Here is a 15,784-nt window from a genome sequence, read left to right as displayed (position 1 = left end):
GAGTCCTCTCCTTCTTTCGGTGAACTCAGTATAACGTAAAAAATGAGTCCTGTAAAGAAACGGAATCAAAGAATCCCGCAAGGCAGAATTATACAAACTCTGTTTTCCCGCTCTTCTTCGCTGCATCTATAAGCTCTCCTAACCGCTTATTGCAGCTTCCAACCGGAACAGCCGTGCTGATTATCCTCTCACAGCTTTCCATGGCTTTTTGCGCCTTCTGGAAGGCTTCTTCACTGATTTCCATGAAGGGTTCTTCCGTGATCACCTTTGAAGCCAATAGTCTTGCCAGGCGGTAATCCACGTCATTGGTGTAAAGAATACCTGCAATAAAAGGTGTGTGCTCTTTCTGTAGCTGACGGAATATGGGAATACCAGTGCCGTTTCCACAGATTACGAAAGTTTTCGCTTCTCCGTCTGGTTTCGGAAGCTCAATACTTCCAAACAGGGGATCAAAAAATCCATTGTTGATCTCATACAGCTCCTTGATCATGTTCTCTTCAAAAATATCTTCCGGCTTTCCAAAATGAGAAATAGTATCTCCCTTTACGCAGATGATCTTATCTGCAATTTTCTGTGCCAGATCGATTTCGTGAAGAGACATGATAACTGTGATCTGCTTCTTTTTTGCCATATCCCGAAGAATGGATAAAAGATCCAGCTTATGTTTGATATCAAGGAAAGAGGTTGGCTCATCCAGAATAATAATATCCGGTTCCTGGCAGATCGCACGGGCAAGAAGCACTCTCTGACGCTGGCCGTCGCTGATGTTGTTAAAGTCACGACTGCCAAGCGATTCCGCGTGCACCGCTCTCATGGCTTCCTCTACCTTTTCCTCATCCTCTCTGGAAAGAATACCGAGTCTGCCTGTATAAGGGTAGCGTCCGGTTGCCACAATATCATGACAGGTCATAAGCTCCGGACGCATTCGTTCCGTAAGAACTACTGCCATGCGTGTGGAAAGCTCTTTATAGGAAAAAGAATTCAGATTGCGATCATCAAAGTAAACTTTTCCACCAATGATCTGCAGCTGTCTTGTGATACTTTTCAGAATCGTAGATTTACCAGAACCATTTGGACCAATGAGAGTTACAATCTCCCCTTTTTTTATTCCAATACAGATATCATGAATTAAGGCCTTTTTATCATAACCGACAGAAAGGTTATCCATATGAAAATAGTAATTATCCATTTCAGTTTCCTCTCTTCTTTCGCAACATCATGAAAATAACAACAGGTGCTCCAAAGATGGAGGTAACGGTACTGATATTCAGCTCCAGAGGGGCAAAAGCCATTCTGGCAATCAGGTCACACATCATACAGAAAACTGCACCGCCCAGGAATGTTCCCGGAATGATTATAAGTGGTCTGGATGTGCCGAAGCTTCTTTTCATCAGAAATGGGACTGCAATTCCAACGAAAGAAATCGGTCCTGCAAAAGCAGTTACAGTTGCTGATAAAATACTGGAAAGCAAAATCAAAGCAACGCGGAAGAATTTGATGTTTACGCCCATGCTTTGTGCATAAGCTTCTCCCAGCTGATAAGCACCGATGGGCTTTGACAGCAGGAAAGTCAGGATCAGGGTAATTCCTACCACCACACAGGAAATGTAAACGTTACTCCAGCTCATACCGGAGAAGCTTCCCTGTGACCATCCGTGAAGATTTACAATATCGGAATCATCTGCAAAAGTTACCACAAAATCAGTTACTGCAGAACAGATATAGCCAATCATGATTCCAGCAACCAGAAGGGTGGCCATGTGCTTGATCCTTTTTGAAATCAGAAGAATAAAACCAATGGAAATCAGGGAACCAATAAAAGCTGCAATGATCAGAGTGTAAGAAGTTACGTTTACAGCTCTGCCAAGATAATAAATCATGGTAAGAGCTACTACCATTTTCGCACCGGAAGAAATTCCCAGAACAAAAGGTCCTGCAATGGGATTTTCAAAAAAGGTCTGAAGAAGAAAACCAGATAGGGATAAGGCACCTCCAAGAATGGCAGCCATCAGGATCCTGGGAAGACGGATTTTCCAGATGATGCTGTATTCTTTTGTATCTGTGGCTTTTTTCAGCAGGATATCTATGATCTCAGACAGAGAAATATGAACATTTCCTGTGTTGATATTCAAAACTGTGATCAGGCCAAAGGCCAGGATCAGCAGAATGAAAACCATAGCGTAACGAGATCGTCTCTTAAAATTTTCCATGTGGAAGCTGGTTCCAGCGGATTGATTGCTCATTTTATTTTTCTCCATTTTTGTTTCATTTACAACAGAACCTGCTGTCAGCTCAGCTTATGAAGAAAAGTCATATCCTCTTCACTTCCGCCGGTAAGCATCAGGTTCAGATCTGTGATCAGTTCACCAATTGTATCTGTATGCTGGTACATGGAATCATCAGTTACCCAGACATTTCCCTCTTTTACGGCTTTAAAATCAGCCATCAGACTTTCTTTTGCAAGAAGATCGTCTATGCTTTTTACAGAAGCATCAATACTGGAGTTGTAGATCAGATAATCTGCATCTGCCGCGGTATTATAGAATTCCTCCATGGTAATGGCAACGGAAGTTTTTCCACTGTCATCCTGAAGATCTGCGAATACATTTCTTCCACCGGCAATCTCGATCATACTGGAAATATAATCTTTAGGATTACGTACTACAGGAGAACCGCTGGTATTGATGTAGAAAAACGCAACTGTTTTTTCCGTATTTGTAAAGTCCTTTAGCTTCTCAATAACCTGTGCCTGCTGGTCAAAAAAGGTCTTTGCCTCCTCTTCTTTGTTCATCATTGCGCCATAAAGCTTGATCCACTCTGTACGTCCAAGGGGCTGGCTCTCATAGCTGGAGCGATCGGTGAAAACAGGAATTCCAAGAGTTTCGATCATCTCCTGTACCTTCGGTGCATGAAGGATCATGGTAGACTCTATTGCAAGATCACAGTCGTCACCTACCAGAAGCTCGTAATCCGGTTCATCGTATTTTCCCGCAAAGGTCATTTCGCCGTTATTGATAGCATCAGCTGCTGACTGGATATACCAACCGGAAGCATCAAGACCTGACAGCTTGATGGAGTCTACACTTCCGATTGCATCGAACAATGCCATCGGGGAAGTGGCTGCCATGTAGATGGTGTCAAGTGGCTGCTGAAGGATCTGGATTTCAGGATCCAGATCATCAGGTGCCTCTTTGCCCTCTGGGACGATCAGATATCTGGCATCATCATGGATGTCCAGAAGTTTGTAACCGTCATTGTAATAATACACGTCAAAGCATTCTGCAAAAGACAGATCCATGGCGGATTCATAGGTCAGACCTGCAATTTCAGGTGCAGCACTTTTTTCTGATGTGTCAGAAGAAGTCTCCCCGGAAGCATCTGCTTCCAGGTTCTCCTCTTCTGCCCATACCGGAGTAATGGCAGTAAATGTCATAACTGTTGCTGCAAAAATACTTAAAATTTTATATTTCAGCTTTTTGTCATACATTTTTATTTTCTCCTGCTGATTATTCTTGCTACTGTGCATATGGTGAAGAATAGTAATTTATTCTTCCTCATCAGTTACAAAAATTGCTTCGTAAGCTTTTTCCCACTCAGCTTTTGCATTGTCATCCTTTTCATCTGCAGAACGGTCCACGATAAACGGGATTTTCAGAGTGGAATATTTCTCTGCGGAATCTTTCAGAAGGTTTTCTTTTGCTTCTGTGTCTGCTTCCTCTGTCGGGAGAATATCAGAAGAAAGGATAGAAATACCGCACTGACTCTTTACAAGAGCTTTGTAATCTGTATCTTCATCTTTTCCTGCAAAAGTTACGGAACCATCTTCCAGAGCAGCTGTAAGGCTGTCTACCGTACAGTCCTCTTTTTCCATTCCAAGAGCAGTAACTTTGTCTGTAAGATCAAGCTTATCCAAAATGTTAAGAGCATCTGTGGAAGCCACATAAGCAGATTCTACCGGCTGGTTGATTACGATTACATCTTTATCAAGTCCTGCAGGGATAACAGCACCCTCAGGTACGATCAGGTATTTTACAACATTGCCCATGTAGAGCTTTTCTGTACCTGTAAGTTCCTGGGAATCAGCAGCTTCTGTTTTTGCATTTTCTTTTCCGGAATCAACAGTTTCCGGTTTTCTTGCAGTATCTGTTGTCATATCTACTTCAAGAAGGGTAATACCCTTTGCGTAGTGATAAAGCTTAAAGTATTTTGCATGCTCAAGAGTAGTTTCGTCTTTATACTCAAGACCTGTGATCTCTGGTGCAGAATCATCCAGCTTCTTGTTTCCTGTGGAAAGCATGCTGTTGTCATCTGCCGGGTTATCCTTGTCTGTTTTCTTCGGATCGTTTGCACCCTTTAAAGCGATATAAATGGTGTAAGTGATTTCATGAGCCTGGGACATTCTGGTTGTCATACCAATGATCGTATTATTCTGGTTCAGTGCTACCGGAATTGTGAAAGTAGAAGTTCCGCCGCCGCATGCACCGTAGTATTTATTTCCATTGGCTTTTACATAACCGTAATATTCACTGCTGAATACAATAGTCGCATATGCCTGACCATTTGTTACCGTAACTTTGTTACAGGAAATGCTGACCTTTCCAGAACCACCAGACCAGGAGAAACTGTCAGGAGTATAGGTTCCATCTGCTAATGTAGTAGAACTGTTTACAGATGCTGTTCCGCCGCTTAAGTCAGATTCGTATTTGGATTCCTCTTCCGGTTTCTTGTCTGGCTTTGGAGTTGCTGTTGGTGTAGGAGTTGCTGTCGGTTTTTTATTTGGTTTTGCAGTGGGTGCAGGAGTTGCTGTGATTGTTGTGTCAGGAGCAGTATCTGGCTGCGGATCATCCTGTACGTCACCTATCTTATTTAAAGTGCTGGACTGGAAAGTCAGGATCCTGTCATACCAGATCTGGTTTTTGTGGGAAAAAGCAGCAACTGCAATTCCATTGTCCAGGGCTTCAACAGGAATCTCATATGTATATTTGCCATTTGCGTCTGTCCCATATGGAATCCAGGTGGAGGAATCGGCTGCGGCAGCTTCTTCTTTTGTTCCAAGACATAGATAGTCGTAACCAGTTCCGCTTAAAGTAAGAACAGCTGTCATCTTTCCGTTTTTGGAAGTAAGGACACAGTCAATTACACGGAACATAGAGGAACTGGAGTTTACTGTAATATTATAAATTCCGCTTGCACAGCTGCCTGGAGCAGGGGTTGCTGTTGGCTCTGGGGTGGTGGTTGCTTCCGGAGTTGTGCTTGGCACTGGAGTTTCAGTTGGTGCAGGAGTCTCAACCGGTGCTTCGGTAGGCTCTGGGGAAACAGTTGGTTCCGGTGTTGGAGCAGCCTCTCCATATCCTGGAACCGCCGGTACGGTAATCGTCAATATACCCTTTGCGTACCAGTTCTGGCTCTTCTTGGAATGAGGAACGACTGCTATTGTCTGAGCTTCCTTGCTTGCAGTAACTTCAAAGGTGTAGGTATAGCCTCCTGCACTGTTCTCTACTCCTTTGATGGAATTTGCTTCTTTATCAGAGTCACTGGCACTGCCAAGATAGATCATGTCATAATTCTGTTTTGCGGTAGAAAGTGTGACAATATACTTATCCTCCGAAACCTTTACAGTGGAACCGGTGATTACGAACATTGCAAATTCATCACCGTTTTCTTTTACAAGCTTGATTCCGGCATCTGTAATCTCATTCTGGGCTGGTGCCTGGGTTGGAGCTGCAGTTGGCAGTGGAGTGGCAGTTGGCTCAGGGGCTGCAGTTGGCTCTGGAGTAGCTGTTGGTTCCGGGGCTTTCATTCCTGGAACGTTCAGTTTCAAAGCCATATTTGTGTACCATTTCTGATTTTTTACAGAAAATGGTACGATGCTGAAAGTCTGGACCTGTTCACTGGCAGGAACCTCAAAAATGAAAGTATAACCATCTTCATTTTCTGTACCAACGATTGCTGCTGCATTTTTTGCTTCGTCAGGATCTTCTTTAGAACCAAGATAAAGCTTCTCATAGTTCTTTCCGTCAGTATTGAGGGTTATCTTAATTTTATCACCATTTAATTCAGCAGAAGAGCTTTTGATTTTAAGCATTTTATATGCACTGTTATCTTCCTTGTCAATGGTCATGTTGGAACCATCTGGGTTCAGATCCTCTGGCTTTGTTTCTGGTTTATCTGTCTCTTCGGTTTTGCCCTCTTCTGTTGTTTCTGGTGCAGCTGTAGGCTGTGGAGCTTCTGCTTCCTCATTTTTGCTTTCTTCAGCAGGTGATGCAGTAACCTCAGGAGTGGTCTCAGAGGCAGGTGTTTCTGTAGCAGCAGGTGTCTCTTTCACAGCAGAGGCATCCACTGCTGCCGGAGTTACTGTAGTGTCAGTGTTTTCTTCCTCAGCTGTTGCGTTCTCCTGCACAGGGGTCTCAGCAGCAACAGCAGTCTTCTCCGCCTCTGTTTCTGGAGTTGGTGTAACAGAAACCTGTACGTTTGCATCCTCATTTTCTGCCTGTGTAAGTACAGCAGGAGTGACCGTCATCGCGACGGAAAGGAACAGTGCAAGAAAGCGTTTTGAATTTCTTTTCATTTCTTTTTCCTCGATTCTTCCTATTATTTTATAATTTGAATAAATCCCAATTGCTTCTGGAGCCTGTTTGTACAATGGGCAATCCTGACAGGATTATTTCAAAAAAATGCCTGCTTCCTCTGAGAAAACAGGCACTAAAAATTCAATATATTGTATTATCAAATATATTAATGAGAATGAAGTACTTTCTTCGGAAGCTTTCATTAAACGAATTCAGCAGGTTTCCTGACTTACAGATCAACACAGAATCCATCCTTCTCAGCAATATACCAATGGTTTCACTGGATTCTACTCCCTGGTTACAGTGACCGGATCGTTCAGGACTTTCACCTGATTCCCTCTTAGAGCGTGTTGAAAAATATTCCCACAATCTGCACGCTGTAGCAGACAGATATGTCTGGCACTGAAAACGGATTTATTCAATTCACCTCATTATAGCAGACCGTTATGTCGAAATCAATAGATTTATAGGGTTATTGCTTGTATTTACTGTACCCGACTTCATCTGTGCGGAGAAGTGTTCCATTCTCATCGTAGACACTGCGGTAGGTTTTACAGGTGTTTGGATCGGAATGCTCTGTAGTAATCTCTACCGTATTATTGTCAGTTTGGGTTCCGTAAATGGATACCGTTACGGCTTCCTCTTTTTCATCGTAAGAGGCTTCAATTTTAATTGGATAAGCAGTATTATTCTGAAAACGGAAATCCTGACCTCCCCACACCACTGCTGCGTCCAGACCATCCTCAACATAATCAATTCGGGCAGCGTGATTATGACGCTCAACAATGGTCAGATCAGACTGCAGGCATGCCATAAACAACGTAGTGGAAATCTGGCAGATTCCGCCTCCGATATCCTGGGCATGTTCGCCTCCTACAATTACAGTTGCTTCCCTGTACCCTCGTTCCTCAGTACGTGGACCTAAAGTATCGTTGTAGGAAAAAATCTGTCCTGGCTGAAGTTCCATTCCATCACAGGCTTCCACGGCAAGCTTCAAATTGGCAACACGGTTTTCGGTACCTCCGCCATATGTAGTATAAGTACCAAGAAGATTCAGATAAGGAAGGGCTTCTATCTCTTCTGTAGAAACTTCGGGTAGGGTTATTTCAAGGGGGATGGTAATCTTTGCCCCTTCTTTTGCTTTTTCCAGCTTCTTTGCAGCTGACTTCACATCAAATGAAATTCCGGTAACTGCCGGAATAATTTCATTATTTTCCCCCAGAGAAGCATCTGTGGCATCTGTATGTACTTTTTCATAATAGGCTTCCAGATCCAGTTCCTCTGGCGGTGTCTTCATAGTAGGACATTCGATAACAGCTTCATAATCTTCTATGGAAATTGCTTTTAGAATCGCTTCTTTCAATGCATCCATATCCGGACCGATTCCGGTTTTTCCCTTAGTGATAACCAGCTCTGTATCTGTAAGTTCACAGGAAGTCTGTATAGTGGTGGATCCCTTTGAAATTCCAGCATCCTCCAGAAGCTTGTCCAGTTCGTCTTTGTTTCGGGCTTCTGGCATAAGGGTGACTTCTTCCTTTGTCTTGCTGTTCATCAGTTCGATGCGGTCAGTTCCATGAGTAAACCAGGCACCATGTCCAAGAGCATAGGCACTTTCTACAATTGATTTTACATCAAGACCGAGAACAGGATAGATGGATACCTTAAAGTTCTTTCCATTCAGGGTAATGGTCATCTGTGTGTTCTCATATTTTTCCTGAAAATCTTTTGAAATTGCGTCAATGGCTTCCTCTTTGGTCATTCCCTGAATGGCTATGCCGTTTATTTTAAGCTTCTTCCAGATTACATTATCTGTAAGAAAATGACACCACAGCCCATACGCACCTGCCAGAATCAGAACCAGGATCAGAACTTTGATCACACCGTTTTTCACTTGTTTTTTCATGTAATAATTTTACCTTTTGCAGTCTTTTTTAGAGCGTGTTTGAAAAAGGCTTTCTGCAAAATATATCGCAAAGTGGGGCGTGCAGATTGCAGGAATGATTTTTCAAACAGGCTTTAGAGCAATGGGGTAAAAAAGCATGTCCGGTTTCCGGTATGGCATGCAGCCCCTACCTGCTCTACTTTTGCCAGAATTGTATCATTATCACAGTCAATAGTCAATGATTTCACATACTGAACATGACCGGAGGTTAGTCCTTTGGTCCAGAGCTCGTTGCGGCTGCGGCTCCAGTAAGTCATTTTTCCCAGCTTCAGAGTGGTAAGGTATGCTTTCTCGTTCATGTACGCAAGCATAAGAACTTCGTCTGTTTTGTAATCCTGCACAATAACCGGAACCATGCCGTCACTGTTTAATTTGAAATCTGACCAGGACATTTTGGACTTTAATTGGTTCTGTTCCATATTTTTAATACTCCTTTATGAAAAATTCTTCTGCAATTATGCCACCTGCTTTCATGCTCAATTCGAAAAAAATGAAAACAAGTGGCATATATCATATCGTCTTAATTGTAATTCTGTTTGTTCTGCCCTTAGAGACTTCCCTTCGTAGAAAGCACATCTGTAATACGAGGATCATAAGCTACCGCCATATCCAGCGCCTTTGCAAAGCTTTTGAACATGGCTTCTGCCATATGGTGATTATTTCCCGGTGTTAGAACCTTAATGTGAAGATTCATGGCTGCCGTATAAGAAATGGCGTAAAAGAATTCCTTCACCATTTCTGTGGACATATCTCCAATTTTTTCACTGGTAAACGTACCTTCGAAGGAAAGATACGGGCGTCCCCCGAGATCAATGGCGCAAAGCACAAGACACTCATCCATTGGAAGGATGCAGCTTCCGTAACGCCTGATTCCTTTCTTGTCTCCAACCGCTTCTTTAATAGCTGTGCCAAGAACAATTCCCGTATCTTCAATGGTATGATGATCGTCAACCTGAAGATCACCCTTTACCTTTATATCCAGATCAAAAAGTCCGTGGCGGGTAAAGCCATCTAACATGTGATCGAAAAATCCCACACCTGTATCCAGACTGCTTTTTCCGGTTCCGTCCAGATTCAGCTTTATGGCAATTTTAGTTTCCTTTGTATTTCGTTCAACAGTAGCTTCTCTTGTCATGACTGCTCCTTTTTATCTTCCTCTTCAAAGCGGACTGCAATGGAGTTGGCGTGTGCAGTTAGCTGCTCTGAGGATGCAAACTGGATGATGTCCTTGTGGATTTCCTGTAATGCAGACCTGGAATAATATACAATACTGGATTTCTTAATAAAATCGTCAACGGAAAGTGCAGAGAAGAACTTGGCTGTTCCGTTGGTAGGAAGAACGTGGTTCGGTCCCGCGAAATAATCACCAAGAGGTTCAGAACTGTACTCTCCAATGAAAATAGCGCCTGCATTTCGTACCTTCATCATTACCTCAAAAGCGTTCTTAGTGACAATTTCCATATGTTCCGAAGCAATCTCATTCGCTGCTTCAATTGCTTCATCCATATCTTCTGCAATAAGGATATATCCAAAATTCTCCAGAGATTTTTCGATGATCTCTTTTCTGGAAAGAACCTTCAGATAGCCTTCAATCTCTTTCTCTACATTCTGTGCCAGTTCTGTACTGGTAGTAATGAGGATTGCAGAAGCCATCTCATCGTGTTCTGCCTGAGAAAGAAGATCTGCTGCTACATAGTGTGCATTTGCAGTTTCATCTGCAAGGACAAGGATCTCACTTGGACCAGCGATGGAATCAATGCTCACATGTCCATAAACAGCCTTTTTTGCAAGGGCTACAAAAATGTTGCCAGGTCCTACGATCTTGTCTACCTTTGGGATGCTTGCAGTACCATAAGCAAGTGCTCCGATTGCCTGTGCACCACCAACTTTATAGATCTCATCAGCGCCTGCTTCTTTGGCAGCAACCAGAGTGGATGGATTTACTTTACCGTCTTTCCCAGGAGGTGTGGTCATAACGATGTGAGGTACTCCTGCCACTTTTGCCGGCACAATATTCATTAATACAGAAGAAGGATAAACTGCTTTTCCGCCTGGAACATAAACACCTACACGATTTAATGGTGTTACCTTCTGACCAAGCATGGTGCCATTTTCGGTACTGGTAAACCAACTGTTCTGACGCTGTTTCTCATGGTAGCTGCGGATGTTTACAAGTGCCTTGCGGATAACTTCCAATAAGGATGCATCAACTGCTTTATATGCTTCTTCAATTTCCGCTTCGGTTACACGTATGGTTTCCGGAGTTACCTCTACTTTATCAAATTCTTTTGTGTAAGAAAAAAGAGCTTCATCCCCTTTTTCTTTTACATTTGCAAGAATATCTGCTACTGCGGCTTCGAACTTGCCGTAATTATTAGGGCTCCGTTTTAAAAGATTTTCCAGGATATCTTTGGTAGATTCTTTTGTTAATCTTACTGTACGCATTGTGATCGATCCTTCCAATTTTATTTTATTCCAGAAAAAACAGTAATTTCAGATTACCTTTCGTAAATCTTCAATCAGCTTACTGATTCTTTCATTTTCCATTTTCATGCTTACCTGATTCACAACCATTCTTGCTGAAAGAGGGCAAACTTCTTCTAACACCTTCAGTCCATTTTCACGAAGTGTGCTTCCGGTCTCAACGATATCCACAATCACTTCAGAAAGACCTACAATAGGGGCAAGCTCAATAGAACCATTCAGCTTAATGATTTCCACAGTCTGATGTTTCTTATTATAGAAATAATCTTTGGCAATGTTTGGATATTTGGTTGCCACACGAATCAGCTGATTTGAATTCAGAAGGGGTTTGGCACTTTCAGGTCCGCAAACACACATGCGGCAGGCTCCAAATCCAAGATCCATTACCTCGTAAAGCTTACGGCCTTCTTCCAGGATCGTATCCTTTCCGACAATTCCGATGTCAGCTGCGCCATATTCTACATATGTAGGTACATCTGGTCCTTTGGCAAGGAAAAAACGAAGCTTTAATTCTTCATTTACAAAAATCAGTTTACGGGAATCCTTATCTTTCATCTCTTCGCAGGTGATCCCGATTTTCTCAAGCATGGCAAGGGTTTTGTCTGCAAGTCTTCCCTTGGTAAGGGCAAAAGTCAGATATCTCATAATTCCACCTCACAAACCTTAGTTACTTTCTCTGGGCGAAGGGCTACATTTCTGCCCTGGGCGCGAAGCTCTTTGGCCTTCTGGATTGCCTGGATACGGTTTTCTTTGCGGTAAGTGATAACCGTAACGCCCTCCTCTCCCTCCATTTCGATTTTCTGTCTGGAAAGAGCCATCAGAAGGTTATCTACTACAATGGCAAACCCGATGGATGCAGCAGGCTTGCCGAAATGCTTCATCAGCTGATTGTAGCGTCCGCCCTTGATCAACGCTTCTCCTGTACCATAGGTATAAGCCTGGAAAATGATTCCGGTATAGTAATGATATTTGCTTAACATTGCAAAATCAAAAGTAACGTATTTCTCATAGCCGTAAACCTTCAGAAGCTCATAGATTTCTTCCAGACGCGCAACCGCCTTTAATGCCTGTGGATTGTCCGTAAGGGATTTTGCCTTTTCCAGAACTTCTGTCGATCCGAACATCTGAGGAAGCTGGGAAAGAACTCTTGCAAGGGATTTATCCATGTTCTTATTCTTTACAAGCTCTTCCACACCAAAATAGTTTTTCTGGGAAATCAGCTCCCGAAGCTCTTCTTCCTCTTCCTGGCTCAAGCCTGTCTGGGCAAAAATCGCTTTATAATAGTCAACCTGCCCAACGCTTACCTGAAATTCGGTAAGTCCTGTCGCAAGCAGACACTCTACTGTCATAGCCAGAATCTCTGCATCTGCTTCCGGTGAATCATCGCCCATACGCTCAACGCCCATCTGGGTTGTCTCTTTCAATCTTCCGCGAAAGCTGGAATTATTGATAAAAGTGTTGCCTGTATAACACAGACTTACTACTTCTTTTTCAGGGTTAAAATAGGTAGCACAGGCTCTGGAAACGGACGGTGTAAAGTCAGGTCGAAGAACAAGGGTATTGCCTTCTCTGTCAAAAAATTTATAAAGATCCCTGGAGGGAATGGTTCCCACTTCTTTACTAAACACTTCAAAATATTCAAATGTGGGAGTTTCTATATCTTCAAAGCCATACTGATGGAATACACGGTGAAGCTTTTCCTGAAGCTTTTGTTTTCGGCTGCATTCCTGACTGTAAATATCCCGTACACCCTCCGGCGTATGAAAAATTCTCTGCATATCATGTTTCCTCCATGTTGTTTCTTGCTTGTTAATTACATAACACTTTATCACGCTACTACGATAATGTAAAAATCAATGTTGATTATAGTGGAATATTCCAAGATTGTCAAGACGAAGTGTTGCGTGGTTACTGTTCACTGGTAACATTCCGCGAGGTGTTTTTTGTGAACAAAGTTCACAGAAAACCCGAGAGTTGCGGCGCGAAATCATGCAAAGCATGATTTCTGTGCATCGCGAAGCGTGTTACTGTAAACGGAGTGAACAGTAACGTTGCGTGTGTTATGGCAACACGCGTGTTTCCAGATCCAATTTTAATCCCTCTAAATAAGGAACCAGAAATCCGCTCTTTTTCGGCAGGTAATACTTCTCATCCAGTTCCTCCCTGCGGAAGCTTTTCCGTCCGCCCTCTTCCATCCGTCTCCAGTATATCAACAGTTCCCGAAAAGGCAGATAATAAAATAAGTTCAACTGACTGAAAAATATAAGAAAAAATGCCACGCCATTCTGTTTTTCAAAGTCCTCCATAAATTTCACCTGGTGAGGATGAATATTTGCCAGAGGAAACGTCTGGGCGCTGCATTCCTTTGCATCAAAGCAGACAGGAATTCCCTGTACTGCACCTATATAGTCAACAGTACTTCGCTGGTCAAAGTATGCCAGAGTAATGTGACGGTTTTCTTTGTCCATGCGTACCGGAGTGATGGGAGTGGGAATCTTCTGTATCAGAGCAAGTCCCTTCTCCCTGTACTGCTCGTTTGTTCGGTTTACAAGGTCCTCCAGGGTAGAACCCCGGAGCCCTCTGCTGTTCCATGTGGCCATTCTTACGGTTCCTCGTAGCCAAGAAGCTTGATGGAAGGATAATATCTTACAACTGCTTTCCCTACGATCTGGTCAAAGCGGACGAACGTGTTCTTCCAGAAGCGGGAATCCTTAGAATCATTTCGGTTATCACCCAGCATAAAATAGCAATTATCCGGAACGGTATATGGACCGAAGCTTCCCTGCATTTTCTCTGGAATAAAGGAATCATCAAGAGCAGTCTCAGAACCGTCGATGTATACCTTTCCGTCCTTGATCTCAACAGTCTCTCCCGGAAGTCCGATCACACGTTTGATGAAAAGCTGGCTTTCATCATCCGGATACTTGAAAATTACAATGTCAAAGCGCTCGGGATCCTTGACTTTTTTGGAAATCTCATGTCCAAACAGATCCAGATTGATACCATATGCAAGACGGAATCCAAAGATACGGTCGCCGGTCATAATAGTCTTCTCCATGGATGGAGAAGGGATTTTTGCGTTGATCAGTACTACATTGTTGATAACCAGGACTATAGCAACTACAATGATGATCATTTTTATATAGTCCCATACTTCATGCCAGATTTTCATATTATTTATTCTCCTCTACGTGTTCCTCTTTCAGGATTTTTTGAAACAGATAAGGCAAAGGAGCCGTGAACTCTTTGCCAGACAGATAGGAAAGACGCCCTTCAATTTCCGGGATTTCCAACCTGTATGCGTGAAGCAGCTGCGATTTCAGACCATACTTTCTGCAGTATTCATCGTTTAAGGTACGCCTGCCGTACTTGTAATCTCCAATAAGGGGATGACCAGTTCCTGCAAGGTGTGCCCTGATCTGATGTGTGCGTCCGGTGATCAGCTCCACCTCAAGAAGGGTAACGGTTCCGTTACCTCCAAGGGGACGGTATCTGGTCTCAATGGGAAGTGCTCCGGATGTTTCCGTTTCCTGTACTGTTACTTTATTACATTTTTCGTCTTTATGCAAATATCCTTTGATATATTTTTCATTTTTTATAACACCATTTACCAGGCAGCGGTAAAATTTGTGAAGGCTTCGATCATGAAACAATGAAGAAAGCTCCTGAAGTCCTGCCAGGGACTTCCCTGCAGCCACAAGTCCGCTGGTATTACGGTCCAGACGATTGCAGACAGATGGGCGGAAGGTATGTAAAGACGCTTCCGTAACCGCTCCGCTTTCAAGAAGATACCCCGTCAGATATTCTACCAGTGATGGTTCCTTATCATCTGCAGGCTGGGAAAGCATTCCCACAGGTTTGTTAATCAGAAGGATATTATCGTCTTCATACACAATGTCAAGCTTCTGATGAGCTCTTGCTACCGTTTCCTGTACTCCTGCAAATTTCCCGAAAGTCTCATCCGAAAGGAAAAGCTTTACGTGGTCACCAGTGGAAAGCTTCTCATTTCCAGTGGCTCTGCCGCCGTTTAAGGTAATATTTTTCTTGCGGAGCATTTTGTAAAAAAAACTTTTTGGAGCTTCACGGAGAAGCTTTCCTAAATATTTGTCAAAGCGCTGTCCCGCTTCATTTTCATTAATAATAAATTCTTTCATGCTGGATATCCTCTTAGATACACAAATTCAGGATCACATGCTTCACCATTTCATCTCTGGTAAAATCAGGATATCTTGGATCTGGTGTAAAGCGAAGCCCTTCTTCTAAGGATTCCTTGTGTTCGTTCATAGAATCAAGACGTTCCAGGAAAGGACGAAGCTCTCCAAGAATTTTTACATCTACTTTATAGCCGTTTTTGCGAACCAGTTTCTGGGCTTCTGCAGCCATAAAATTTGTATCTGCTTTCGGATCACTGGTATAACCGACTACAGTATTTCCGCATACTGCAATGGCATCTATGGTGCATTTTTTTTCATAGAAAGTCATATACATCTCGTACGCCATTACAAGATCACCCTGATGCGCATGGATCTTCTTGTACAGAACCGGATCTACAGGCTTTGCCAGATAGACCATGATCACATCTACCACAGCCTTACAGCCTGGAAGAGATCCTACCAGAGCAATGATCGTCCAGATAGAATTTCTGGTACCCAGGTAAATCCACATACTGATAAAAATAAAAACGGGGACACCAAGCATAATGGCAGCAATTATGATCCTGCGCTTTCGTTCACGCTTCAGATATCCGAATTCTCCTTTGTTTGTTTGCATTAGTTTCATGAAAACACTC

At 43.0% G+C, this 15,784-nt stretch carries 15 protein-coding genes and 1 riboswitch; of the genes, 1 reads left to right on the top strand and 14 read right to left on the bottom strand.

What is annotated here, in order from left to right; genetic code table 11:
- Positions 1-88 precede the first annotated feature (88 nt).
- The 5 genes from AB5706_RS18650 to AB5706_RS18630 all read right to left on the bottom strand — a co-directional run bounded on the left by AB5706_RS18650 (position 89) and on the right by AB5706_RS18630 (position 8,472).
- Positions 89-1,189, bottom strand: a complete 1,101-nt coding sequence (locus AB5706_RS18650) for an ABC transporter ATP-binding protein (protein WP_173771929.1) — start codon at positions 1,187-1,189, stop codon at positions 89-91.
- Position 1,190: 1 nt separating this feature from the next.
- Entirely contained in the window at positions 1,191-2,243 is a 1,053-nt protein-coding gene (locus tag AB5706_RS18645; RefSeq protein WP_148463387.1) for a FecCD family ABC transporter permease, read from the bottom strand.
- A 44-nt stretch (positions 2,244-2,287) separates the two neighbouring features.
- Positions 2,288-3,487, bottom strand: a complete 1,200-nt coding sequence (locus AB5706_RS18640; protein ID WP_173736061.1) for an ABC transporter substrate-binding protein — start codon at positions 3,485-3,487, stop codon at positions 2,288-2,290.
- A 57-nt stretch (positions 3,488-3,544) separates the two neighbouring features.
- Positions 3,545-6,568 carry a hypothetical protein gene (locus AB5706_RS18635; protein WP_173716746.1) on the bottom strand — a complete coding sequence of 1,008 codons (3,024 nt, stop codon included), beginning with the start codon at positions 6,566-6,568 and terminating at the stop codon, positions 3,545-3,547.
- A gap of 199 nt (positions 6,569-6,767) precedes the next feature.
- Positions 6,768-6,958, bottom strand: a riboswitch (cobalamin riboswitch).
- 83 nt (positions 6,959-7,041) lie between these two features.
- On the bottom strand, positions 7,042-8,472 hold the full coding sequence (locus AB5706_RS18630; protein WP_173716745.1) for a VanW family protein: 1,431 nt from the start codon (positions 8,470-8,472) through the stop codon (positions 7,042-7,044).
- Between the two features lie 79 nt (positions 8,473-8,551).
- Between AB5706_RS18630 and AB5706_RS18625 the strand changes: the two genes are divergently transcribed.
- Entirely contained in the window at positions 8,552-8,602 is a 51-nt protein-coding gene (locus AB5706_RS18625) for a hypothetical protein (protein ID WP_368072645.1), read from the top strand.
- On the opposite strand, the gene hisI is transcribed toward AB5706_RS18625, so the two are convergent.
- The 9 genes from hisI to AB5706_RS18580 form a co-directional block, all read right to left on the bottom strand.
- Positions 8,586-8,930, bottom strand: a complete 345-nt coding sequence (gene hisI / locus AB5706_RS18620; protein WP_118583473.1) for a phosphoribosyl-AMP cyclohydrolase — start codon at positions 8,928-8,930, stop codon at positions 8,586-8,588. The genes AB5706_RS18625 and hisI overlap by 17 nt on opposite strands.
- Positions 8,931-9,058: 128 nt before the next feature.
- Positions 9,059-9,646, bottom strand: coding sequence for an imidazoleglycerol-phosphate dehydratase HisB (hisB, locus tag AB5706_RS18615; protein ID WP_173716744.1), 588 nt, complete (start codon positions 9,644-9,646; stop codon positions 9,059-9,061).
- Complete coding sequence (gene hisD, locus AB5706_RS18610) at positions 9,643-10,956, bottom strand: histidinol dehydrogenase (protein ID WP_173716743.1); 1,314 nt, start codon at positions 10,954-10,956, stop codon at positions 9,643-9,645. The genes hisB and hisD overlap by 4 nt, the downstream gene beginning before the upstream one ends.
- Positions 10,957-11,004: 48 nt before the next feature.
- Positions 11,005-11,640 carry an ATP phosphoribosyltransferase gene (hisG, locus tag AB5706_RS18605; protein WP_148463394.1) on the bottom strand — a complete coding sequence of 212 codons (636 nt, stop codon included), beginning with the start codon at positions 11,638-11,640 and terminating at the stop codon, positions 11,005-11,007.
- A complete protein-coding gene (gene hisZ, locus AB5706_RS18600) occupies positions 11,637-12,773 on the bottom strand; it encodes an ATP phosphoribosyltransferase regulatory subunit (RefSeq protein WP_173716742.1) in 1,137 nt (378 codons plus the stop codon). The genes hisG and hisZ overlap by 4 nt, the downstream gene beginning before the upstream one ends.
- A gap of 282 nt (positions 12,774-13,055) precedes the next feature.
- Entirely contained in the window at positions 13,056-13,595 is a 540-nt protein-coding gene (locus AB5706_RS18595) for a Holliday junction resolvase RecU (RefSeq protein WP_237963235.1), read from the bottom strand.
- A 2-nt stretch (positions 13,596-13,597) separates the two neighbouring features.
- On the bottom strand, positions 13,598-14,167 hold the full coding sequence (gene lepB, locus AB5706_RS18590) for a signal peptidase I (RefSeq protein ID WP_173716740.1): 570 nt from the start codon (positions 14,165-14,167) through the stop codon (positions 13,598-13,600).
- A gap of 1 nt (position 14,168) precedes the next feature.
- Positions 14,169-15,149: an RluA family pseudouridine synthase gene (locus tag AB5706_RS18585; RefSeq protein WP_368366260.1), complete on the bottom strand. Its 981-nt coding sequence runs from the start codon at positions 15,147-15,149 to the stop codon at positions 14,169-14,171.
- Positions 15,150-15,162: 13 nt separating this feature from the next.
- Complete coding sequence (locus AB5706_RS18580) at positions 15,163-15,774, bottom strand: hypothetical protein (RefSeq protein WP_173718994.1); 612 nt, start codon at positions 15,772-15,774, stop codon at positions 15,163-15,165.
- Positions 15,775-15,784 lie beyond the last annotated feature (10 nt).

Origin of the sequence: Ruminococcus sp. RTP21484sp1_RTP21277st1_D2_RTP21277_210401 (assembly GCF_040924225.1) — a bacterium.
Lineage (GTDB): Bacteria > Bacillota > Clostridia > Lachnospirales > Lachnospiraceae > Blautia_A > Blautia_A faecis.
The sequence above is the reverse complement of the archived record's forward strand: the minus strand, read 5'-3'. Positions and strand labels throughout refer to the sequence as shown.